The following is a 25,227-nucleotide window of genomic DNA, read 5'->3' as shown; positions in this document are numbered from 1 at the left end:
AAATTTAAACTAACACCATCTCAAATTTACTGCTGTTGATAGCATCAAAGATAAATCGTCGGATTAAATGGTGTGTTAAATAAAATCCCTTATTTAACAGGTGCTTAGTTGTGTTTGTTGCGGTTTTGTATGTGTGTGTGGTGGGGTTGTGTTTTAACAATTTTTAACAAATGATTTACGAAACTAAAATAATTACCGTCTAATAATCCCCTCAATGACTTGTAACTTATAGCTTAACTTGAGCCGTTAACTTTAACTTCTCAAATTAACAGCAAGCTGTTTAACATTTTTTAACAACCCCGTCGCCTTCACTAAAAGATAATCATGGGAAAATTATTATAAGCCGATTACGGCACTTTACCCTAACTCATTAAATTTAAGGGGAATTTCTTGGAAGTTAAACGTTTTATAAGTTCAATGTTGGTGACTGCTTATTCTGTTGGTGTGGCCACAGCTGCAACAAATGGTGAAATAAGTTCGCCGCTTTCTCAGGTAAGCAATCAGGCTATTGTTAGTCAACAAATGTTAAAAGAAGCTGCAACATCGTTGCCAGCAGGTTCTTTCAATCACAAGTTATCAGCTCAAAAGAAAATCAAATTTTCATTCGATCCTAACCTTAGCGGTGAACATACTTACGTAGTGCTTTTACCTGAGGACTCAGCAACAGCATATAACGAATTTGAATTTAATCGTTCCGCTAGTTTAAATGCATTTCAACAAACGAATAATCCTGAAGAGCTTAAACAGAAGTTCAGTACGGTGCATGATTATCAAGCACATTTACTTAGCAAACAGCATTCCCTTGTTAACAAACTTGCTGCGTTAAACATAAATGTAAAGCCTCGTTTTAATTACACTCAAGCCCTAAACGGTTTTACCATTAAAGTTGACCAACAAACGGCTCAACAAATATCGCAGTTAAATGATGTAAAAGCGGTAGCCCGTTTAGGCTATTCAAAATTGCAGTCCTTTAGTTTGCCAAAAGATGCAGGCACTGAAGCTGTTTGGGCTGGAGAAACCAGTTTAGGCAGTAAATCTTATCGCGGCGAAGGCATGATTATCGGTATTTTGGATACGGGCATCAACAGTGACCACGTATCATTTGCCGATGATAATACAGTGAACGGCTATACCTTTCCGCAAGTTTCTGAATTTATAGGTGACTGTGCTGATAATGGTGACCAGCGCTGTAATAATAAGTTGATCGGAATCCGTTCTTACCCTGATGATGTGATCATTCCGAATGTTACATATAACATTAACGAGTCAGATGAATTTCAGCATATAAATGGTGAAGATTATAATGGCCATGGCTCACACGTTGCCAGCGTTGCTGCTGGTAATGGTATCGAAGGCGTTGCTCGCCATTTTCCAAGTTATAAAGAATGGCAACACGATGGTACTCCTGTCGCAGTAACGTCTTATGATGTTTCTGGTATTGCTCCACATGCGCAAATAATTTCCTACCAGGTTTGTGATGCACTTGGAAACGACACAAGTTGTGCCGACGAGGCCGTTTTAAAAGCGATAGATGATGCTATTTCAGACGAAGTCGATGTGATTAACTTCTCAATGGCTGAAGTTAATGGCTCTAGTCTTAACCCATACTTAGACGCGGTTGAGATGGCATTTTTAAATGCTCATCAGGCAGGAATTGTAGTAGTAACGGCTGTTGGTGTGGCGAGTAATGAAATTGGCTCAGCCGATCACGCATCTCCTTGGTTACTGAGTGTTGGTGTCACCGATAAGTCTGAGTCATATACAACCTATGCAGCAATCAATGAAATTTCAGGTGGCGATGAAGAAAGTCGCCCGAAGCGTCAAGAAGGCAGTACATTAACACCTATCAACGAATATGCGGCGTATACAGGTTACTCGGGAGACGGCTTTCTTGGGCATCCGGTTGCTGCTGAAACCGTCGTAGATACAACTGCGTATTCAGTTAAGCAACTTGCTGAACTTAAAGCGTGTACCAGCATTCCTGAAAATACCTTTTCTCCATCTGACATTGCTGTTTGTCTTGTCGATGTTGAAGGGAATATTTCCTATACAAACAATAGTAGTGTCGCACAAACTTACCAGCACATGGCCGACCAGGTAAAAGCTGCAGGTGCTGGCGGTATGATAATGGTAGCCACTTCTTACGTGTCGCCTAATATCACCTTAAATTATGACGGTAATTTTCCAGCTACGTTTGCAATGACTTCGGTTCTTGAAACAGAACAGTCTAATACTTTCTACCAATGGGTCGTTAAATCGAACCAACTCGGCGCACAAATTGAAACAATGATCCGCCCGATAGTTGAGTTTAGATATGCATCTTTACTTGGTTACATGTATGACAATGCCACAGGCTATGGTCCTGGTTCGGGTGTCAATGGCGAACATCTGTTGCCATCTGTTGTCGCTCCTGGCGTTAATGTATTAGCTGCATCGGCAGATCAGCGACCATATAATGAATATGGTATAGCGTCTGATTGGTTAACAAAAACCGGTAGTTCAATTGCCACTGCTGTAGTATCAGGCTCTGCAGTCTTGGTAAAACAAGCTCACCCCGACTGGTCTCCATCTCAAGTTATTTCTGCTATCACCATGACAGCAAAGCCTGCTGTTCATTCTAATGATGAGGTAGAGCGAGTACCTGACGCTTACACCATGGGAAGTGGTTTAATGAATGTTGAACGAGCCATCAATACTGGCTTGATCATGCATGAGTCGGTAGCAAACTATCAAAGTGCCGATCCTGCGTTAAACAATATTTCAGAGCTAAACTTGCCAGGGGTACTTGAACGTCAATGTTACTCATCGTGTACCATCACCCGTGTTGTTGAAGCAACTCGTGATGCAACTTGGTTAGTTGAAACGTATATGGATTACGCGTCTGCTGATATCACCATATCACCTTCGCAATTTACCCTGAAAAAAGGTGAAACCCAAACGATTACTATTAACTTTAATGTTACTGAAGAAACTTTCAGAGAAGGGTGGACGTACAGCAATTGGTACAATGAATATAATGAAAATGACAGCGATATTAAAAATAATGAAGAGTCTGTAACGTCTGGAGATATAATTTTTTCTGCTACAGACAGAAGTATCCCAGAAGCACATTGGCCTGTTGTTGTTGGTACAAAACTTGATATTACTAATGATATGCACTTTGTTAGTACCGATATGAACCAAGGCTCTGCTGTACTTGCCAATTTCACTACTGACGATGTGAACACACCTGAATTTACCGTTTACCAGCCAAACATTGTTGATGCTGTAGAAACGGTGTTAAAACCTATATCTGGTTGGGATGACATGAGTTGTTATCTGTTTTATTCACAATATTGTGTTGACCCAATCTTTGATGTTGAAGCACAAATTAGTAACCAAACAGCTTATGTTGAATGGGTACGAGTTGCGCCTGGCAGTAAAAGAATTATTGCCGAGGCTGGTAAGGTAGCCAACAGAAAATTCTTAGATAACAACCGTAAAACGGCACTAAAAGTTGCTATTGGCCGAGACTTAAACAAAAACCGTTATGTTGATTTTAGAGAAGAAATATTATGTATTTCTGACTTTTCTTCAGCGTTTTCAACGAATGGCTCGACCATTGGATCAAATAACTTTTGCTCTATTACTGACCCTATAGAAGATGATTATTGGGTTATCTATCAGTGGAGTATTTCTTCAGATCCTACTTATACCGAGTTTTGGACTGATGAGTTAACCACCACCGTTTCGACTTTTACTGGTGTTGTTTCAGACACTGTTGCTGAAAATATTCATTTAACTGCAAATGAAAGCACTAAAAAGGTAACGGTACATTGGGATCTGGATCTTAACGCTGGTCAAAATGTTTATACCGCATTTACTGCCGTAGATAATTTTAAAACCGTTAACCTTGACATCAACCGTGTAAGCGATGCTGCCAATGTTGTTTTAATGTCAAAGCCTGAAGACGTAATCCCAGGTGCCACCATTAATATGGCGTTAGTGTTTAATGAAAATATGTCGCCAGCTACGCGCAACTTTAATTTACAGGCTGAATTGCCATCAAATTTAGAGATTGTGAACAATAGTATTACTGTTGCTGATAATGACTACGTTGACCTAACTCCGTTTGTACAAGATGGTAATTTGCGTGTTCAAGGTAGCATGCGCAGTGCGGCAAAATTAGCACGCGAATACGCTGTCACCACTAATGCAGATGATGCTCTATGTCGTACTCCTAATTACCAAGATCAAACGTCTGGCACCTTCCTGGATTTAGATTTAACACCTATCACTGGCAGCGCAATGCGAGATACTGCGGCTGAGCCTAAAGACTATTTACTGTCGCCAATGGGTAAAACCATTATGTCAAACCCAAGACGATTAAATGAAGATGGTAGTGTTGAAAGCGATCGTGAATGGGCTGCACGTGTTCATCATGACCAGTGGGGACCATTCAACTGGATGGCTTCACAAGACGATAACGGCCAACAATACATAGACCGTGAACATGTAGTTATTGATATTGCCGAATTGTTCAAAGGTCAAGATATAGAATCACCATGGATCACATTCTTTGGCAATAGTGATTACTCACAAAGCCGTTATATGTACCTGTTTGGTAATGGTTTTATTGGCTTGCACCATTTTGCCTCTGCCAACCCTCTTGGTACGGGATTACCAAATGAAAGCCGTGCGCTTGATTTTGCCTATCATGGTGGTCTTAACGGCTCTCAATTAGTGGATGCTGTAGCGCCTCTTTGGCGAGCACAAGGATTTGGTCAGCAATTTATTGTGCCATTTCGACCTGAAGCGAGCGCCGATAAGCCAAAATCAGGGATCAGCGTTGCCACTCTTGGTAGTAAAGTTGTGATCAATTACGACAACGCACAAACCGCGTGGAAACAAGTATGTGAAAACCAAGCTATCGGTACCAACAGTTTTGATGAGCAAGTTACTCAATGTACAACCAATACCGGAAATATTGGCTACTTAAATGGCTCAGAGCCTAGCCATTCGTCAGAGTTGGATCATTATGGAAATGATAACTACGACTTCCAAATATTCATGGAAACCGGTGAAGCTAAAAATACTGCTGGTGCTTACGAAGTTGTGATTGCTTACGATGATATTAGCCGAGCACTATTTGATGATACTGAAAGGTCTTTTAATGGCGGAATGTTATTCAACGATGCTTTATACAGTGCCAATGTCGGGTTAATAGGATCTGAAGGTTATAAAAATACCTACGGCGGCTTGTACCATGGCGCCGAGTATTTCAACTCTATGAAAGCAAACGACAAAGTGGAAATATTCTCTGCAATTAAGAATGATAAAGTTGTTTGTTTTGATTACATAGGCCCTGAATCGGCAGCAAGTCGCATTGACTTTAAAGTAAAGGTTAGCAGTGATGCGCAAGTTGGCGAGTTGTTATCAGTTAAAGTGAAAAATGTGTCTTCTGGTTTAGAGTTCAGTAACCAAACGGACATTCAAGTCGGTACGCTTTTAACATTAGAAAGTTTAAGTACAGTATCTGTTACTGAAGACAGTGGTGCTAAATTTGTTCCTATTGCAGTAGCAAATAATAACCTGTTAGTTGACATCGATATTGCAGATCAAAACATTACTATTGATCATACGTTGGCCAACAACCAGTTATTGCTCACTATTGTTGCAACAACCGATTATTTCACTAAATCACCAGTTCCGGTCACATTAACATTAACGAATAAAGATAATGCACAGGACTTCGTATCTGCCGTGTTCAATATCGAAGTACTGAACGTTAATGACGCCCCAGAGATTTCTTTTGAAAATGACCACTTTGCCATTATGTCAGATGAGTTTGTGCAAATAGTTACCTATACCAAAGACAAAGATAATGACGAGTTAATTTATACCTGGCAGGGCGAGCATTTAGATGAAGCGCAAATCCATAACCCTTCATTAAATCTATCAAACCTCAGTGCAGGGACTCATACCTACACGTTAGTGGTATCTGACGGCACGGTTGAGGTAAGTAAATCCTTTACTGTTGAAGTAACTCAAGCACCTGAAGATGAAAAAGCTAAAGGCGATCCTGAAGGTGGCGCAGCATATTGGCTATTAATGCTAATAACTCTGTGTGCAGTTAGCCGCAAAACAATACAAAAATAATAAATTTTCAAGCCTGTTGCTTTGCGACAGGCTCGAAAAAATTTTTTACTAAAAGTAAGAATTGGAAAGATTTATGTTAAATAAAAAACTAAACTTAGTGTTGGCGATAACAAGTGCTTTGTCTGTTAATGCACTTGCTGCAACGGTACAACACACGTTTAACAACGATGCGCTTGCATCTTCATCCGCTTTGAATAAATCGGTTTCTGCATCTCATCAGATGAAAAACCAGGTTAATGAGCAAGGTAACACAACATTTCAGTGGTTCAAACCACAGCAACTAAAACGCGCCAATTTAAATTTTATCGCGGATAAAAAGTCTCAAATTCAAAGAGCTGGCTCCAGCTATTTTGACAATATTGCCAGTCAGCATGGTTATATCGACAATGGTGCAAGCCAAGCCGTCATTGCTCATGTTCACGATACTGGCAATGGTCCGGTTATTGTGAAATATAAGCAGCAAGTTAATGGTGTTGATGTCATTGGTAGTGAAATCAATATCATCATGGATCAAAGTTTATCAGCAGTAGCCAGTTCTGGTACTTTTGCTGCAATAAGTGGTTCATCGCAGCAACAAAATTCTATTTTTAATCAATCTTCGAAAAGTGCGATCATCTCAGCTTATCGCGCCAGTAATGTCGATGTGAGTGCCAGTGATCTAGTTAGTGTTGAAACAGAAAATGGTTTTGATACTTTTACTGTAAGTGCACAACCTGATTTTGTTGACGGTAAATCATGGGCCATTGAAAACGCTGCTGCAACGTTTGTGTATTACCCAATGGAAAGGGGCGTAGAAGCCGCTTATATGGTTAATGTAACAACCATTGATTCAACAACACAGCAAAGTAATACGCAGGGCTATATTATCTCTGCACGCGACTTGCGAGTCCTTCATAGTGGAAGTTTGCAGGCAAATCATGCCTATCGTTATAAAGTTTACGCAGACGATAAGTCACCATACAAACCATTTGATACGCCAACCAGTATAGAAATTTCACCATATCCTAATGGACTTGATCCAGAGTTTTTTGGCAATTATCAAGATCACCTTGTTGATGATCAATTTGTCACTATCGAAAATGCCGGAATAAGTACTAACGATCCTTGGTTAGCACCAAATCAAGTTGATGCATTTGGTAATAATGCATTGGTTATGGCAGATATTGAAGCGCCTGAAGGTTTTGATGTTGCAGAAGAAGGTGAAGTACAACGTGATTTTTACTTAACCACCTCTTCAGCCGGAACGTTTGATTATCCTTATGAATACAATTTGCCTGCCTCAGATCCTAAAAATGTTCGTGCTGCAATGACGCAAATGTTTTATGTGACCAACTACATGCATGATTATTTGTATGACGCGGGTTTTAATGAACAAGCTGGTAATGCCCAGCAGGATAATTACGGCAGAGGTGGATTAGGCAACGATGCCATTGAAGCTCGAGTTGACTTTAACGGTTCAAATAATGCTTCAATGATGACACCTCCTGATGGTCAAACACCGGTTATGCGCATGTATACCTGGGGATTGTATGAACTGCTGTTTGATGTAAGAGGGTTGTTGGGACAAGAAACTGAAGACGATGTTTTTTCTCCTGATAGATTTGGTCGTTCTGTATTTGGGCCAAGTACATTTGAAATGAAAGATGATCCTGAAACAACCACTGTCGAAAATCAATTAGCCTATGCCTTTGATGGTGACGGCGAGTCAAATGACTTATGTGAACCAGTGATCAATCCAGAACAGATTGCCGGAAAAATCGCGGTAATAAAACGTGGTAAGTGTAGCTTTTTAAATAAAGCATTGAATGCTCAAAGTGCAGGCGCTGTTGGTTACTTTGTCTTTAACCATGTTAAGCAAGGGGAAGAAAACTCAGAAGGTCAAATTGGTGGCACCATTAATATGGGGTTAGGGCCAAATGATGATGGCTCTGATGTTGATATTCCTGGGGTGTTTTTATCGTATGAAAATGCTGAAAACATCCTAGCTTCTCTTGATGCCGAACAGGATGTTACCTTTGACGTTGTGGTAAAAACCGATCAAAACCACAGTGCATTTGATGCAGGAATTGTTGCACACGAGTGGGCTCACTTTTTAACGAACCGATTAATTCATAACGGTTGGGGCTTAATGCAATGGCAAGGAGCTTCTTTAGGTGAAGGTTGGAGCGATTTTGTCGCGATGATGTTGCAACTTAAAGAATCTGATCGAAACATTTTGGGTAACGAAATGTTCCAAGGCGACTTCCCAATGTCTACATTTGTAGGCCGAAACCTAGTTGGTAATATTGCCTTTAAAGAAGGGATTCGTCGTTTCCCATACAGCACAGATATGAACGTTAACCCACTGACGTTAGGGCATATTGCCTTTAGTGCAGAAACACCACCAGGTGTAGGTGCTTATCATCAGGCTCAATATATTCCAAATAATGAAGTGCACAATGCCGGTGAAGTTTGGGCTGCAGCTTTGTGGAATGTTTATATTGCACTACATAACAACCGTACAGACTTAACGTTTGATATGGTTGAAAAACGTATGCAGGAATACTTGGTTGCCAGCTTAAAAGTGACCAATTATTGGCCAACATTCACTGAAGCTCGTGATGCGTTATTAGCCGTTACTGCCGCAACAGACGAGCAAGATTTTAAAATTATGCTTGAAGCATTTGCACGCAGAGGTTTTGGTTTAGGTGCTATTTCACCAGAGCGCGATGATGCCTTGTTCGAACAAGTTGTAGAGAGTTTTGCTACTCAGTACCCAGCCTTTTCAGTTGTTAATGTAACTGCTGATTATCAGTTTATAAATGAGTTTGGTGCTTACTGTGATCTTGATGAATCTCTTGATGTTGGTGAAACCATGCAAATAGTTTTACATTTGAAAGATTTAAGTACACAAGCATTTACTGGAACCCGTGCCATTATTCAAACCATTGATGATGTTACGATAAGCCAAGACGGTGTTGTTCTAGCTGATAATGTTATTAACATTGATTTTGCTGGAAACTATGGTGAAATCAAAACCGTACCGTTTGAAATCACCTTACACAGTGCTCAGCCGTTATCTACCGTGCGCTTTGATATCGAATTTGAGAATGATGAAACGTCAGCACTTATTCCTCCTGCAGGTAGTGCTTGGACAACATCTCAAACCGACATTATTGCCAACCAAGAATCTATCACTCGCTTTGAAAATAATATTGCCACCACAAATGATTGGAATACCTTTGCTGATAACGTGACTGAAGAGTCTTATGGTATTGCTGTTTACCCGTGGCTCCTTGATAACAAGTATGGCTCAGACATTCTTGACCTTCGCCAAGGTCAAATGTGGTGGGGAGCAGCAAGCCCTACAAGAGTATTAACTTACCTGACATCGCCTAAAGTTGAAGTATCAGAAAGCGGTGACTTCAGCTTTGAGTTTTTCCATATTTTTGATTTTGAGTCTGGTCAGTATCGTCCAGCAGGTGCGTTGGAAGATTCGCCTTGGATTGATGAGTTTTGGGATGGTGGTGTTATTGAATTAAGTGTTGATGGTGGACAATGGCAAGATGTAATGGCCTTTAATGCCCACATGAGCGCACCATATTCAGGGGTAGTTCATGGCACGTTCTCAGAAGTTAAAGCAAGAGCTCAAAATCCTCTTGGCCACCGTCAAGCCTATGTAGGGCCGTCAAACCCTAAAGGTGAAAAAGTTGTAATTATTATTCCTGAAGGCCAGTTAAACGGTAAGAACGTACAAGTACGTTTTGCTATAGGTACTGATGAACAGCAACCTACTGCTGGCTGGTTTATCGATGACTTTGAATTTTTTAATACAGTTAAACCGGCATTTTCTGTTGCCGTTGGTGAACGTCATGAAGCATGTGGTAATCGCATTCCTATGATTGTTACCAACAAGTTTGTTAAAGCGACTGAAAAAGACTCATCTGGTAAGCAAACCGTTATTAATTTAACTGCATCGGCACTTGAGTACGACAACGAAGCGGTTACGTTTTCTTGGCAGCAGATCAGTGGTCCAACGGCTACTTTATCTGAAACTAACGATGCAAACTTAAGCTTTAGTGCGCCAATCATTGCCCAAAATTCTTTATTAATTTTTGAAGTTACAGCAACAGATTCATCTGGTAACAGCAAAACTGAGCGAGTGGAATTGATACTACTTGATGTCAATGTTGCGCCAACATCGCAAGGCGATGAAATCACCGTAATGGAAGGCGAACTAGTGTCAATTGTTGCGATTACCGATGATTTAGATGGTGATACTTTACAATTCGATTGGAACCAAATCGAAGGCAGTGCGATTGAGTTTGACGGTAAAAAATCTAATACAATTCATTTTATTGCACCTTCAGTTGATGCAACCACGCAAGTCTCATTCGAAATGACAGCTGTTGATGGTGAGTATAAAACAACCTCTGTTTATACAGTCACTATTGATCCTTACAAGTCTAACGTTTCAAAAGGCGGTAGTTTCGGCTGGTTGTTAGCCTTATTTTCTTTGGTGTTGGTACTTCGGAGAAGTTCAACATTAAGCATTCCTAATAAACATTAAGCTGCGGGTATTTCAGGTAAAATTATGAAAAATAAATTAATAAATAAAAGGTTTAAAAAATCTTTACTTGCCGCAACGTTGTTATCGGCATTAACGTCAGCAAATGTATACGCTGACAATACAACCGGCCATATCTCAGGTAAAACAATTGCGCAAGGCGAAGTGGCGGTAGCAGGTGTAGAAATCACCATTATTAATACTCAAACGGGTTTATCAAGAACGATAAACTCAGATGAAAATGGTCATTATCGTTTCCCTCTATTACCAACCGGTACCTATAATATTTATGCCACCAAAGATGGTTATATGGTAGCTGAACAAGAGAATGCTAAAGTATCAATTGGTGGTAAAACACTGGTTAATTTAGCCATGAATGTTGAGGGGATGGAAACTATCGAAGTAAGAGCATCTTCTATCGCTCCTATCGATACAACATCATCAAGCTCAGGTATTGTTGTAACCAGCCTCGATTTAGAGCGTATCCCTGTACCTAAGAGCATGTCGGCGGTAGCTTTATTGGCTCCAGGTACAACCAAAGGTGACTCAGGTTTTGGTGATTTGGTTTCTTTTGGTGGTTCATCAGTTGCTGAAAATGCTTATTACATTAATGGCTTGAACGTAACAAATGTTCGTAATGGCCTAGGCTTTAGTAATGTCCCTTGGGAAATGTACCAAAGTTTTGAAGTAAAAACTGGTGGCTTTTCTGCAGAGTTTGGCCGAGCAGTCGGGGTTATCAATGCCACGACTAAAAGTGGTGCCAATGAATCTGAATATGGCATAAGTGTTACTCACGAACCGGACAGTTTACGAGAAAAACGTCCTGATGTTATGCGTACTGAAGAAGGGCAAGAGTACTATGGCACCGAATATTATCGTATTAACCATGCCCGCACCTATGAAACCACTGAAGTAAGCTTATGGGCGAGTGGCTCTATTATTGATGATAGCTTGTTTTATTACGCCATTTACAATCCTAGAATGGTTACTCAAGAGTCGGCCAGCATTTGGAACTATTCAGAGCGTGAAACCGATGATGCCTTTTGGGGTGGTAAACTCGATTGGTATATTACTAATGAACACATTATCGCAATTACCGCGTTTTCTGATGATCGGGCTTACGAAATTACTCGTTCCCCTTATGATTTGCACAATAAGGTAAAGGGCCAGTACTATTTTGATAATACCAGTGATTCTATTGATAATGGTCGCGTAGTTCATCCAACTCAAGGCTCATATAATAATGTTTATGAAACAGAAGCGGGTGGTAAAAACTTCTCAATTCAATATACCGGTCCAATCACAGATGACTTACAAGCAAGCATCATGTTTGGTCATAATGAACACAGTAGTGGCTGGTCACCTGTAAGTCATAATGGTGAAACACAAATTGTTGATACCCGCACAGGTTTAATTATTTCTGGCCCGGCAATATCTACAATTGGTATACAAGAAGATAAACGCGATCAGTTCCGTGCTGACTTTGATTATTACTATCTTGATCATACCTTCAGGTTTGGTATCGATATTGAGAAACTAAACGCTAAAGAAGATAGATATTTTTCGGGTAACGGCTCTTATGGCTTCACCTTCGAAACAGACAATTTAATGACGTACTTTGAAGGCGGGGAATTAACCTACTTAGATAGTGAATATGCTTTTGCCAGTACTATGACCAATAAAGGCAGTTTTGATACCGAAAGTTTTGCCTTATACGTGCAAGACGAATGGCAAATTACCGATAACATCGTGTTAAACCTTGGCCTTAGATATGATGAATTCACCAACAAAAATGGCGCTGGTGAAGACTATATTGAAATGGATGGTCAGATAGCGCCGCGTTTAGGGTTTGCCTGGGATATGTTTGGCGATGGCGAATCAAAGCTTAGTGCTAGTTATGGGCGCTTTTATTTGCCGGTGGCAACGAATACCAATATTCGTTTAGCTGGCTCTGAGCTTAATCAGCAACTCTCTTACAATATAGATGTGATTTACAATGAGTTATTTAATGGCATAGATGGTGAAACTCTGGACATTAATAACATCTCTACGTTTGCTGATGGTACGTTGCAAGATACTCGACAATTAGTCGATAGCAGCATTGAACCTATGTACCAAGAAGAAGTTATGTTGTCGTTTCAACAAACGTTTGGCGACTTTGTTTGGGGCATACGAGGAACGTATCGTTGGCTTGGTGAAACCATTGAAGATGTTGCAGTAGATAAAGGCTTTGATGATTATCTAAAAGAGCAGGGCATTGATTGTACGTCGTGTACTGGCTTTAATTATTATGTGTTAACCAACCCGGGCTCAGACCTTACTTTTTGGGCAGATCCTGATGACACTACCGACTTTAACGGTAATGGCGAAAACGGGCCGTTAGCATTTCAACAATGGACAATTCCATCAGAATACCTAGGCTTCCCTGAAGCTGAACGTACTCATTTACAATGGGATTTAACCGTTGAACGAAAATGGCAGGACGATTACAGTATTTCTGCCAGTTATACTTGGGGCCACACCTGGGGTAACAGTGAAGGTCTTGTAAACTCAGACATTGAACAAACCGACTCTGGTATCACTCAAAGTTTTGACCAGCCAGGTTTAATGGACTTTTCTAATGGTGATCTTGCTAATGATCGTCGCCATACATTGAAAGTTAATGGTGCTTATGCGATTACCGACGAACTAACAGTGGGCTTTAATGCTACTTGGCAAACGGGTCGACCTAACAACTGTTTAGGCTATCATCCAACCGATGAGTATGCTTCACAATATGGATCGTTTTCGTTCTATTGTTTAGAAGAAGATCCTGAAAGTGAAGATGCGGAAAATCCTGATTATATTTCAGTGCCAAGTCCTCGTGGTTCTAGAGGTCGTACACCAAATACCTTTATTGTTGATATGAATCTACGTTATGCAACCGACTTTTACGGGTTTGAAACCGTAGCACAACTGCAGGTATATAACGTGTTTAACGAAATCACTACGACTCAATACAATGAAACTGGTGAGATTTTTGATGGTTTTGATGGCAACCGTCGCACCGGTAAAATTAATCCTGATTATGGCTTAGTATCAAGTACTACCATACCGAGATATGTAGAATTGTCATTAATGGCAAAGTTCTAACGTTTAGATTTTACACGTAATAACAAAGGGGTTGTCTTAATTAAGACAACCCCTTTTTTAAACATAATTTCTTATTCAATAATCCTTATAAAACACCGTCCAAACAAACGAGTGAGATTAGTCTACACATTCTTCATCTATTTGGTTTTTGATCACATTTACGTTTCCTTCACTATCTATGACTATTTGTAGACGTCCTTTCAACCAAAATGCCTTACCATCGCTACCTTTTGTCGGCGTAATCCGCATATTCCAAGAGTCGTGGATAATAGTGTTGCCTCCAGAGTTTTCTTGTACAGATGTTTCCCATGGGCCAAATTCATGCACGTTTCCAGTCATTCGGTAGGTATCTCCATTTGAATCGATTATCGCAACCCCCTTAAGTTGCTCCCTAAAGGTGTAATGCATACCTCCATTACCATCCTCTCTTATATGAATCATTATTTGTAAGTTACCAGAGGTAAACCAGGCATCTGGTGTCGTGCAAACACCATTAGGTAACGGTAAGTTGAAAAGGTCGAAGTTTTGAACGTGCATTTTGGCAAATGCTGACGAACTAGCGATTAAGAATGTACATGCAATAACGCTTTTAACAACTGAGTTAATTGATTTCATAATATATTGTTCCATTTTTTGGTATTGAGTTTATGGCAAGTATTAACAGGAACCATCTAGAACATGCAAAATGAAGCGATTTTATAATCATAATCATTTAGCATCGTTCGGCGAATCCGTCCATCAGAAAAGAGGTTCAGAGAAAGGTCCGTCAGTCCATCAGCCATCCATTGACTTCCCACTGCGGGGCCGATCCATGTTTATTAGCAATAAACATTCCACCAGAATAAAATCAACCACTTAACTTTATATAAATCAACATCTGTAAAGAATGTTGACATTTATCTGTGTTGGTTTAAGGAAGTACAGCATATGCATCTAACCAAGTATCCAATAGGAACTAGGTTTAGAAAGTTTTGTAACGCTGAATGGTTTTAGATACAAAAATGCCAGCGTTGATGCTGGCATTTTTATCGTTTTAGCATTCTATATTACGGTTCAATTGGAGCGCTTACTTCGCCATCAAACTCATAATTAGGGACTGTACTTTTACACACTGTTTTATCGTCGGTAAAAACACATGTCGCTATAGCGCTTGCGTCAACATCAAAGATATTCGTGATAGCACCAAAATCGCTATTACTACATTCAATGTTAGTTCCGCCCATAGTCGCATCATTATCAACGAGAACATTGATACCATCGACAAGACATGTATCGGCACCACCAATTTCAATATTACTTGGTAACGTCGATGCAGGCAGGGCAGGATCAGTACCCACACAGTTTAACCCTGAGTCACTGATATAACATAGTGTCTTAAAGTTTAATGATACATCACTTACTTTTACATTAATGGTTTTAAGTTCATCATCAACCATGACTTCTTCAGCGTTGATTGGATTGTAAGTATTAATGCCCAGTTCTTGTTGTTCAATAGTTGCAGTATTGATACTTCCAATACCGTTTTCAGTATTACCCCAACACTCAATAAGAGAAGAAGCAATCAAACACGCATTAACACTATTTAGCTCAAATCGTTGAAAGCCTTTAGAAAGTGAATTTGTTCTTGCTTCAAGTTGCCCTTGCTCAGCAGAACCCCAACACTGTGCTTTATAGTAAACCTTATCTTGAGAGTTTACATATCCAGCAGCAACACAAGCATATTCTTGGGTTGTATCTTGATGAACCTGTAAGCTTTTAAATCCTACCGCTTCAGAAAAATCAGGCATGTTGTCAACCAAGCTTGAGCTGATTTGTGTATGCTTATTAATACATTGCAAACCTTCGTCATCAATAAAACATACCGTAAATTTGCCAACGCCCATCTCCACTGGGTTTGAACTTGTATACGGTGTGTCGCTAGCCATAATACCGCTAACACAATTTACTTCACCATTATCAAGAACACAGATACCACCTTGATCACCCATGCCAGTTAAACCATTATCAACAATCGCGTTGGCGCTTAATTGTTTCGTTTCACCTTTTATCATAACAGTAGAGTATTCAAGTCCTGCAGGAGTTAAACAGGCAAGTTTATCTGTCGCTTTAACACCCATACAAATAGAATAACCAGGTACTTGTGCATTCGGTGCTGGAATAAAGTCGCTTCCGTCAAATAGGTCGGTAACGCCATCATCATTGGTATCAGCATCGATTGTACCATCACAAATTTCACTGCCATCGCTTAGTACTGCACACTTGAACAAATCGCCACCAGTCATATAGCTAACCGGATAATCAATGGACGTTGCGTTAAATTCAGTGCTAGCACCCCAACAAATAGGGTCTTGTGCATTATCTTTAACAAATGCACAAGTAGTGTTACCTGAGGCATGAATACGATCAATACTTTGGCCATCTAATACGCTACCAATTTCTAACTGACCAAATGTGTTATCACCCCAACAATGAACCTGATTAGTTAATTCATCTACCATTTCAATAGCACATACGTGAGTATCGCCTGCACTTACCTGAGTTAGTACCACACCATCAATTGCAAGCGTTGTTAAGCTGCCAATACAGGTTGATGATTGTTCATTAGTATAAGTACAAGTAAAATCTTTCCCTAAAGAAAAGCCTGTTACTTGAAGAGTATTATTACCATATCCTGCAGAAGAGGTCTCTAAAACTACGCCTTCATCATTAGCAAGACAGTAAGGAACACCACGGGCTATGCCATTTTCAACCACAGTTGAATTTGCACAAATATGGTTTGGACCACCTGCAACTAAGGCAAAGCTACCATTTCTTTCTTCAAAATCGCCTTCTCGATTCGTTAAAGCACCAAAACATTGAACGGTATAGCCCTTTAATTCATCACCATCTTCAGCTACGGTACAGGTGTAATTATCGCCTAAAACAAGCTGTACAATCTTGCCACCAGCTGGTGTAACATCAAGTTGTTTGTATTGATTGTCACCCCAGCAAATAGCAGTATCATTAGCGTCACTTGAAACTGCACAAACGTGTGCACCACCAGCGGCTAACAATTCAACATTAGCTAACTCTGCAGGAATGTCGTTTTGTGCGAAAGTAGAGTCACTAGTAAGATCACAACTAACGGTTTTATCAAGGTTAATAGCACATTTAAAGTTACGTCCGGCTATAATTTTTGTTTCGTCAGCATCATTAAATCCGTTACCGTCTCGGTCTAAATCAGCATTGTCACCTATACCGTCACCATCAATGTCGGAGTGTTCGTTGGCATCGTTCGGGAATGCATCACCACCGTTAGGCACACCGTCAGCGTCTAAGTCGCCCGGGTTAGAGTTTTTATCTCTTGGATCTGTACCATAAAATTCTTCTTCAGCATTAGAGTATCCATCGCCATCGAGGTCGTCGAGGGTTGATAGTGGATCTTGAGGATCTGAGCCTGCCGCAATTTCTTCATCATTAGTGTGACCGTCGCCGTCTAAATCATTAGGCGTACTCGCATTATTTTGTGGATCTGAGCCAAAGTAAGTTTCATATAAATCTGAAAAGCCATCTTCATCAGTATCAATAGAAGATTGCATCGCCATTGCCAAATTTGTCATGTCTTTGGCTTTAGCAATCATCGCATCGACAATTTCACTGCTAAGTCCTGAAGCAATAAAATCAGATAATAACGCAGCTTTAATCTGTGTAATGTCTTGATGAGTATCATCAATGCTCAACGCGGACAATAGCTCAGATAAAATCTTTGTTTCAGCACTCGTTAGTGCTGCTTGAATCTCTGCTAACGTTGCATCACTTGTAATTGCTGCTGCTACTTCTTCACTAACACTGTGAGTGAACGGCGTAATATTTGCCACAACGGCGTCAGTACTACTGTCTATATTTGCCATAGGAGCGTATGAAAACGTTACAGGGTTAACGGCAAAATCAAGTTCTGGTCGACTTGCATCACTTGCACCATTCCCAACATAAGCACGTAAAAATTTAGTTTGCAGAACGTTTAGGTTTTCCCCTTTAACGACAAACGAGTACGAGCCATTAGTGTCAGTGGTAACAAATTCTTCATTGGTATTGCGGATACCATCGTTGTTTAAATCTAAATAAACGTCAGCACCACTGATATAGCCATCGATGACTTTACCACTGACTTGGACAGAATTGAGAATACTTAAATTGAAATCTTTCGATGTTGTAGTTTCACCATCAGATACGCTAACTGTTACTACATTTGTACCTGCATCGCTTAATGTTGGCGTGCCGGATAATACATTGGTGTCGGTATTTAACGTTAACCATGTTGGTGCATTTTCTACAGTAAATGTAAGGTCTTGCTGATCGGCATCGCTTGCACTTAATGAATACGAAAATTCAGACGTTTCAGACACACTTTGGTCTTCAATTGCTTCGATGATAGGCGCTCGGTTTACATTGATAACATTAATATCAAATGGGGCAAGGTTTACACTATCTTTACCATCAGAAACGCTGATGCTAACAGCTGCATAGATATCAGCTGCGTCATAATCAGGAGTACCGGTTAATGCACCCGTTGAGGTATCAAATGAAGCCCAGTTTGGTTTGTTGGTAATTGAAAATGTTAAAGAATCATTATTGCTATCACTTGCTGATGGAGTGAAACTGTAAGCTTGGTTCTCATTAACTGAAACCGTTGGCGTTCCTGAAATTGTAGGCGCTGTATTAGGGGTTTCTACTTTCGTTCCGCCACCACCGCCTCCGCCACCACAAGCTGTTAAGCCCAATGTAGTAGCAACAAGAAGAGCTAAATATGATTTATTCATCGTCTTACTCATGTTGATTATCACCTTTAAATATCCATTTATCACCTCCATTCATAAGGCAATAACATGTTGTTTATAAAATTTCTCAACATTCAGATTAAGTTATCGCAATGAACATATATGTTAAAAACTGTTAACCAATTCTTGTTTCAAAAATATCGTGTAAATAAAATGTTTTGTGTGGGTATGAATGTTGTAAATAACTGGCTTGTACACAAGGATCAGGCAAGTAATTATTTTTGTCTGTAAGTTCAGTGAAATTGCATTTAACAACTTTTAACAAAATTTCCGGCGTGAGTTTATTAGATTAAGGTCACTAAAAATTTTATTTAGCCGTATTTTCATGTTTTTTCGCAGAAATCACTATTGGCTAAATGAGTGATAATCCTAGGAACAATTTATGTTAAGCAATTTTAGAAGATCTCAACTAGCGGTAGTGTTATTTACTACGCTTGGAGTTACAGCTTGTGGCGGCGGTGGCGGCGGTGGTAGCGATAAACCTAATCCTCCACTTCCAACGAATAGTGCTCCAACCATTTCAGGTACACCAATTACCGCAATCGATGAAAATCAAGCATACAGTTTTACTCCTTCAGCGAGCGATGCTGAAAATGATAGTTTGTCTTTTTCGGTGACTAATAAGCCAAGTTGGTTAAATATAAATAGCTCGACAGGTGAGTTATCAGGTACTCCAAATTATAGCCATGCTGGTGAATATACAGATATAACCATTTCAGTTTCCGATGGTGCTAAAAGTACCTCATTAACATCATTTTCTATTAGCGTTAATGATGTGTTTAATCTATCAGGGCTAAATAACGACAGTGTTGCAGAAGAACAAGCGTATTCGTTTACGCCTACCATTACTGGCGCTGGCAATGAAGATGTGTTTAGTAGTGATAATTTACCAGGCTGGTTATCGTTAAATTCTGCAACCGGTCAATTAAGTGGTACCCCAACAAGTGAAGATGCAGGAACATATACAGTAACTATTAATGCTGACAATGGTTTTACTGCTATTTCGCATACAATCACTATCACGGTAACCGACTCGCAAGTCATTGCTCCAGGTGACTTTATTGTAAATGGTAAAGTGATTGATGGTTACATCAGTGGTGCAAATGTATTTATTGATTTTAATAATGACTTAAACCATGACGATAATGAACCTTCAGATATTTCGTCAGCCATTGCCGGTGAAGAGGGTAGCTTTTCGATTGTCGTAAGTGAGGCAGATGTAAGTAAATTGGTTCATGCCAATCTTGTCGCTGAATTGGGAACCGGTGCTGGTATAAACGCTGATGATGTTTCTAGAGACGATGATGATTTTCAGGCTCTACCGATTAAGTTAATGGGTACCAGCATGTTAGATGTTGATACTAGTCTTGAACAAGCTGATGTGATGATTACGCCTTTTAGTCATTTAGTGCAAAAATTGGTTAAAGACAGCGCCGAAACATCTGGTGTGTTACTAAGTGATTTGAACAAATCTTCGTTAAAAATATTCCTAGATCAAGCAAAGCTAGCTGTTACAAATGAGCAGCAGGTTGATTTAGCAATTGCAATGAGTGATTTCTTTGCAGATGATATTGATGTAGCGATACGTGATGCATTAGCAACCAAAGCAAAAGCACTTATTGAAGAGTTACAATTGCGCAATAATGACAGCGATAACGATGGCGTATCCGATTTCGAAGATGCTTTCCCGAATAATCCTGATTGGCAAAAAGATACAGACAACGATGGTCTAGCTGATGAAGATCCAAATGAATTAGACATCGACGGTGATGGCCTTACTAATGCAGATGACCCTAACCCGGCTGTCTACCATAAATTTGAATTTGTTAAACCTGCGCCTAGAGCAAATTTTGGCGAAATATGTGTTGGTGATGCGTTAAATGATGAGCTGCTTTGTTTAAACAATGGTGAGTGGGCAAAGCCTACGACATTTGCTAATAAGCAGTTTAACTTTAATGCTGATACCATAACTACATCAAGTATAGTTGCGGTGGGGCAAACTAGTTGTGTGTTAACTAACAACAAAGTGTATTGTTTTGGTGGCGATGTAGGACTTGAATTTGAAAATAAATATGGTGTTGGTTTACCCGCTTATGCGATAAACCCTTCTGATATACAAGGTGGTAGTAGTTCTATTTGTTTTCTTGATGATGCTGGTGTTCATTGCTTTGACGGAGGTTTCTCTGACGGACTAATGATAACTGAACAACCAGACAACCTAGATAATATTACTGACATGTCAGTGCTGGCAGATAGTGTTTGTGTTATCGCTGATGGCGATGTTGTTTGTTGGGGGGGGAATCAATACAACATCAATGCTGATGTTAATGCAACGACCTTTAACCAACCGAAAAAGCTCTACAATACAGCGAGTATATTTTGCGTTGAAGATACCGAACGTTTTCAATGTTGGGGGGCAACTGAGCGTTTAATTCATGAAATTGATCATCAAAGTAGCTCTATTAGCGATGTGTCTTTTACCGGAAAAAACGTGTGTTTAACAGATGAAACTGGTGCTTATTGTTATGGCTATAGTCCTAGTGATAATGTTAATAACATTGCTGAGAAATACGTTTATGGTGATATTTATGATCCAACAGACGCAAGTACTGTCTTGTTAGATTTAACATTTAGCCAAGACGGTGAAGGTAATGTTATTCCTGTTGAGTTAAATCCAAATTCAATTACACCTGAAGTCTTTAATGAAGAATTGCACACCAGAGAGTTAGTTGATGATCCTATTGAAATTCCACAATTAAATTCACCTGCTTCGATTGTTGCTGTAGCTCATAAAAATCAATCAGTTTGTTTTGTTGACAATAATGTAGATGGTGAGTTTGTTCAGTGTAATACGACCATGTTCTGTAAGGCTGAATTGGCGAGTGAGTCTGCTTTGGTAGCAAATCCAGAAACATTCCCTGTAGATGCTTATGTGTGGAATTGTGACGAACATCATTACAATATGGATGTGAATAGCGACCATGCTATAACTGAGCTTGAAATGAACTCGAATAGCGCTTGTGCGTTTACGGTTTCTGGCGCTTATTGTGAAGCAAGAGATGGCAGCTTTGTTGGTGACGTGGTAGTACCAACAAATAACTGATTTAATAATTAAAATAAAAAGGCAGTGTTGTTAACACTGTCTTTTCTTATTTTGCCTAATTTCTGCGTTTTCCTCGAGCCTTTTAACATTTAAATTACCTAAATAAAACAGCTTGTAAACGGCTAGTTTTCATCAAATTTTCCTTAAAACCCTCGCCTTAGTGTTGTTAACCTTTTTTCACATATTTCTACAGTTAATTACATTAGATTAGAGCTGCAATTTTATTCTCTGCAGTTTTTTAGAGCTTATTCCCGTTAGCTAAGGGCTGCAGAGCAAAAGTTAATTATTATAACTACTGTATAGGCTAACATTATGAAATTAAGCTTAAATAAGTTAACCAAGGCCATGAGCCTGTCGTTGTTAACTTCATCACTGCTACTGAGCCAGGTTGCCAGAGCAGAAGCTGAACAAAGCGTTAATGACCAGGAAGAGCAGGTTGAAGTAGATCAAGTTGACCAAGACTTGATTGAAGAGTCATCTGAAAATGATGAAGACATTGAGGTATTTCAAGTCACTGGTTCTCGTATTAACCAAACAACCTTAGAAGGTCCATTACCGGTTGAAGTTATCAGCGCTGATGACATGCTCAAAGCGGGTAACATGACCGTTTACGATGCGTTGCAAAACTTATCACAAAATACCGGTTCTGTTACCGCTGATGAAAATTCAAATGGCTTCACTCCAAATGCTAAGGTATTAAACTTTCGTGGTTTAGGCCCGCAATATACGTTGGTATTGGTAAATGGACGTCGTATTGCGAACTACCCTGCCGCTTATAACTCAAGTGCAACAGTAGTAAACGTAAACTCTGTACCAATGGCCGCAGTTGAGAGAATTGAAGTAGTTTCTACTGGTGCGTCGGCAATTTACGGTTCTGACGCAGCCGCTGCAGTTATCAACGTTATATTAAAGAAAGATTTTGAAGGCTTTTCTGTAGGTGGCACTGTAGGTACACCAGATAATATTGATGGCGATTCAAGCCGCTTCAATGTAGTAAAAGGCTTTGATTTTGACAATGGTAATGTAACAACCGTTCTAGAGTACGCAGATTCTGATACCATTTATGGTCCATCAGATATGGATTACCCATACGGTACTCCGGTAATGAGCCGTGGCGCAATGAAAGTAAATGCTATTGCTGCTCGTGGTTACGATGCCTTTTTTAACAACTTACCAGAACATCAACAGCCTGATACTTACTTAGATCCAGGCAAAGAAGCTTGTGATGCGATTCCAGGTATGGAATACGCCTACCGAGATCGTGATGAAGAAAGCACTATTCCAGGTTCATATGGCAGCTATTGTGGTTTCGATAAAGGTAAACGCAGCACCATACGTAATGGTCAGGAAAAGATTTCTGCCATGGTATCGAGTAATTTTGAATTAAATTCAGATCTTGAAATTTTCGCTGATTTAATTTTTACCAACATTAAAGCCGATAATGATCGTGGTTTCACCAGTGTTCAGGGCTTAGTACAAGATCCAAACTCTCCTGCGCCTATATTCGAATTAGGCAGTGGCGACAACACCATTTTATTACCAGGTAATATGTTTGGTTATGAGCATGGCATGTACACTCACCAGCGTCTTATGGGCTCTGAAGAAATAGGTAATACAGCGACTACCTTTGACGAACAAGCCTATAGCTTTTCAATAGGTGCCAAAGGTTATGTTCTTGATGATTACAACTGGGAAGTAAGTTACACCCAAAGTGAATATCAAATGGATACCGCGCGTACTCTTGCTGATCACGCGATGGTCGAAAAATATTTCCTAGGCGAAAAAGTCCTTGATGCTAATGATGATGAAATTACCTTCTTAGGCTCTCCTGTTTACGACGGCAACTCACTTATTGATGTTTTTGAACCGTTATCAACTCAAGCTATCGACGACTTGTTTGGCCGAGCAAAAGAGAAAAATGAAACATATTCTCACATGCTAACAGGGGTTGTTTCTGGTGATTTATACGAATTACCAGCGGGCACTCTCCAATTTGCAGCCGTACTTGAGTACATGAATGAAGGTTTTGAGTACATTGCGGATGACAAAATGACGGCTGAGCCAGGTGAAGGTTGGTGGAATTTTGCCGGCTTTGGTGGTGAAGGCGAACGTGATCGTTATTCAGCAGGTCTTGAGCTTAAAATCCCTCTACTTGAAGGCTTAACAGCTACAACTGCGCTTCGTTATGATGAATATCATGCAACGGGGCCGATAAATAGTGACGTAACGCCTGCAATCAGCCTTGAATATCGTCCTACCGATGACTTATTAATACGTGCTTCATATTCAGGTATATTTAGAGCCCCTGATTTACAAGCAATATACACTGAAAGCTCATTCTACAGTGGTGGTACTGACTGGTTAGGTTGTTACGATCAAATTTGGGCACCAGAAGGCGTTTCTCCAGAAGAGTTTTCAAATGGCCCTAACGCCGGTGTTTATCAAAATGCCTGTCGCACGTTCTCTTCAGTATTTAAAGCCAATAAATTACCAGCTTCAGATCTGAAAAATGAAACGGGTGACTCTTACGGTATCGGTTTTGTTTGGGAGCCAATTAATAACTTATCTTTGACTTTCGATTATTACGATACCGAAATCAATAACCAAATACAGCAAGCGAGTTTAAACGGCATCTTATTTGATGAGTTTGTTTGTGCTTATGAAGATGAAGTTAGCGATGGTGTTACGTTCGGTTGTGACAAGGTTAATCAATTAATCGTGCGTAAAGATGGTGGCGATTCAGAATTAGCGCAAAGCACCCTTGAAAGTGTAAATACCACACCATTTAACTTAGCGATGCATCGCCAAACGGGTACAGATACAAAAATTAAATACACCCTTGAAAGCAACGATATGGGGATTTTCAATTTTAGTTTAGCCCATACCGGAATTATTAGTACGCAACGTGACACCATTGAAGGTGATGGTACACCACCAACAGAATTGCATGACTTAATCGGTAACCCAGAAGCTATTGATACTGTTATTGGTACCTTAGGTTGGTATTACGAAGGCTTGTCAGCTTCGATGAGTGTTCGTTACAAGAGTGGCTTAGGCCCTCGTCGTCCACAACCTGTACAAAACGATGATGGTAATGATGCACTGTTTGATAAAGATACCGGCAAAGAAATTGATTACGTACTTGATGAAGATGAAAACCCGGTAGACAGCGATGGTGAGCCAATTGAAAACGCTGAAAAGAAAACGTCGCAAAAGCGTTTAGACCCATACATCACCGCAAACTTAGTTCTTGGTTATACCTTTAACGAAGGGGACACTCGCGTCAACTTTACCGTGAATAATGTTTTTGATGAACAAGCGCCGAAAGACGATACCTTCCTTGCGCACGAGTGGCCTTGGTACAACATAGGCGCTTATGCAGGTTCAGCTATTGGTCGAGAGTTTTATTTAGGCTTTGAGCATAATTTCTAAGTATGAGCTTCAAAGTAATTAACGTTAATAAATTTAAATTTGAATTGCCTACGGGCAGT

Annotated in this window: 7 protein-coding genes; 5 read left to right on the top strand and 2 right to left on the bottom strand. The window is 39.9% G+C overall.

Annotated elements, in window-relative coordinates; all coding sequences use genetic code 11:
• Positions 1 to 390 precede the first annotated feature (390 nt).
• From RI845_RS12600 to RI845_RS12590, 3 genes are all read left to right on the top strand, one after another.
• Positions 391 to 6,138 carry a S8 family serine peptidase gene (locus RI845_RS12600; RefSeq protein ID WP_348386520.1) on the top strand — a complete coding sequence of 1,916 codons (5,748 nt, stop codon included), beginning with the start codon at positions 391 to 393 and terminating at the stop codon, positions 6,136 to 6,138.
• 73 nt (positions 6,139 to 6,211) lie between these two features.
• Positions 6,212 to 10,687 (top strand): M36 family metallopeptidase, encoded by a 4,476-nt coding sequence (locus RI845_RS12595; protein WP_348386519.1) that lies wholly within the window; start codon positions 6,212 to 6,214, stop codon positions 10,685 to 10,687.
• A gap of 24 nt (positions 10,688 to 10,711) precedes the next feature.
• Entirely contained in the window at positions 10,712 to 13,816 is a 3,105-nt protein-coding gene (locus RI845_RS12590; protein WP_348386518.1) for a TonB-dependent receptor, read from the top strand.
• Positions 13,817 to 13,933: 117 nt separating this feature from the next.
• On the opposite strand, the gene RI845_RS12585 is transcribed toward RI845_RS12590, so the two are convergent.
• Both RI845_RS12585 and RI845_RS12580 read right to left on the bottom strand, forming a co-directional pair.
• Positions 13,934 to 14,431, bottom strand: a complete 498-nt coding sequence (locus tag RI845_RS12585) for a hypothetical protein (RefSeq protein ID WP_348386517.1) — start codon at positions 14,429 to 14,431, stop codon at positions 13,934 to 13,936.
• 431 nt (positions 14,432 to 14,862) lie between these two features.
• Positions 14,863 to 18,627 (bottom strand): putative Ig domain-containing protein, encoded by a 3,765-nt coding sequence (locus RI845_RS12580; RefSeq protein WP_348386516.1) that lies wholly within the window; start codon positions 18,625 to 18,627, stop codon positions 14,863 to 14,865.
• A gap of 388 nt (positions 18,628 to 19,015) precedes the next feature.
• On the opposite strand from RI845_RS12580, the gene RI845_RS12575 reads away from it, so the two are divergent.
• Entirely contained in the window at positions 19,016 to 21,736 is a 2,721-nt protein-coding gene (locus RI845_RS12575; RefSeq protein ID WP_348386515.1) for an Ig domain-containing protein, read from the top strand.
• Between the two features lie 312 nt (positions 21,737 to 22,048).
• Positions 22,049 to 25,168 carry a TonB-dependent receptor domain-containing protein gene (locus RI845_RS12570; protein ID WP_348386514.1) on the top strand — a complete coding sequence of 1,040 codons (3,120 nt, stop codon included), beginning with the start codon at positions 22,049 to 22,051 and terminating at the stop codon, positions 25,166 to 25,168.
• Positions 25,169 to 25,227 lie beyond the last annotated feature (59 nt).

The sequence above is a fragment of the Thalassotalea nanhaiensis genome, assembly GCF_031583575.1.
Taxonomy (GTDB): Bacteria; Pseudomonadota; Gammaproteobacteria; order Enterobacterales; family Alteromonadaceae; genus Thalassotalea_A; species Thalassotalea_A nanhaiensis.
Note: the sequence above shows the minus strand (reverse complement) of the source record. Positions and strands in the feature narration are given on the sequence as shown.

Coding starts and splice junctions, on each gene's coding strand:
- RI845_RS12595 (WP_348386519.1), top strand. CDS start 6,212: ATGTTAAATAAAAAACTAAACTTAGTGTTGGCGATAACAAGTGCTTTG.
- RI845_RS12590 (WP_348386518.1), top strand. CDS start 10,712: ATGAAAAATAAATTAATAAATAAAAGGTTTAAAAAATCTTTACTTGCC.
- RI845_RS12585 (WP_348386517.1), bottom strand. CDS start 14,431: ATGAAATCAATTAACTCAGTTGTTAAAAGCGTTATTGCATGTACATTC.
- RI845_RS12580 (WP_348386516.1), bottom strand. CDS start 18,627: ATGAGTAAGACGATGAATAAATCATATTTAGCTCTTCTTGTTGCTACT.
- RI845_RS12575 (WP_348386515.1), top strand. CDS start 19,016: ATGTTAAGCAATTTTAGAAGATCTCAACTAGCGGTAGTGTTATTTACT.
- RI845_RS12570 (WP_348386514.1), top strand. CDS start 22,049: ATGAAATTAAGCTTAAATAAGTTAACCAAGGCCATGAGCCTGTCGTTG.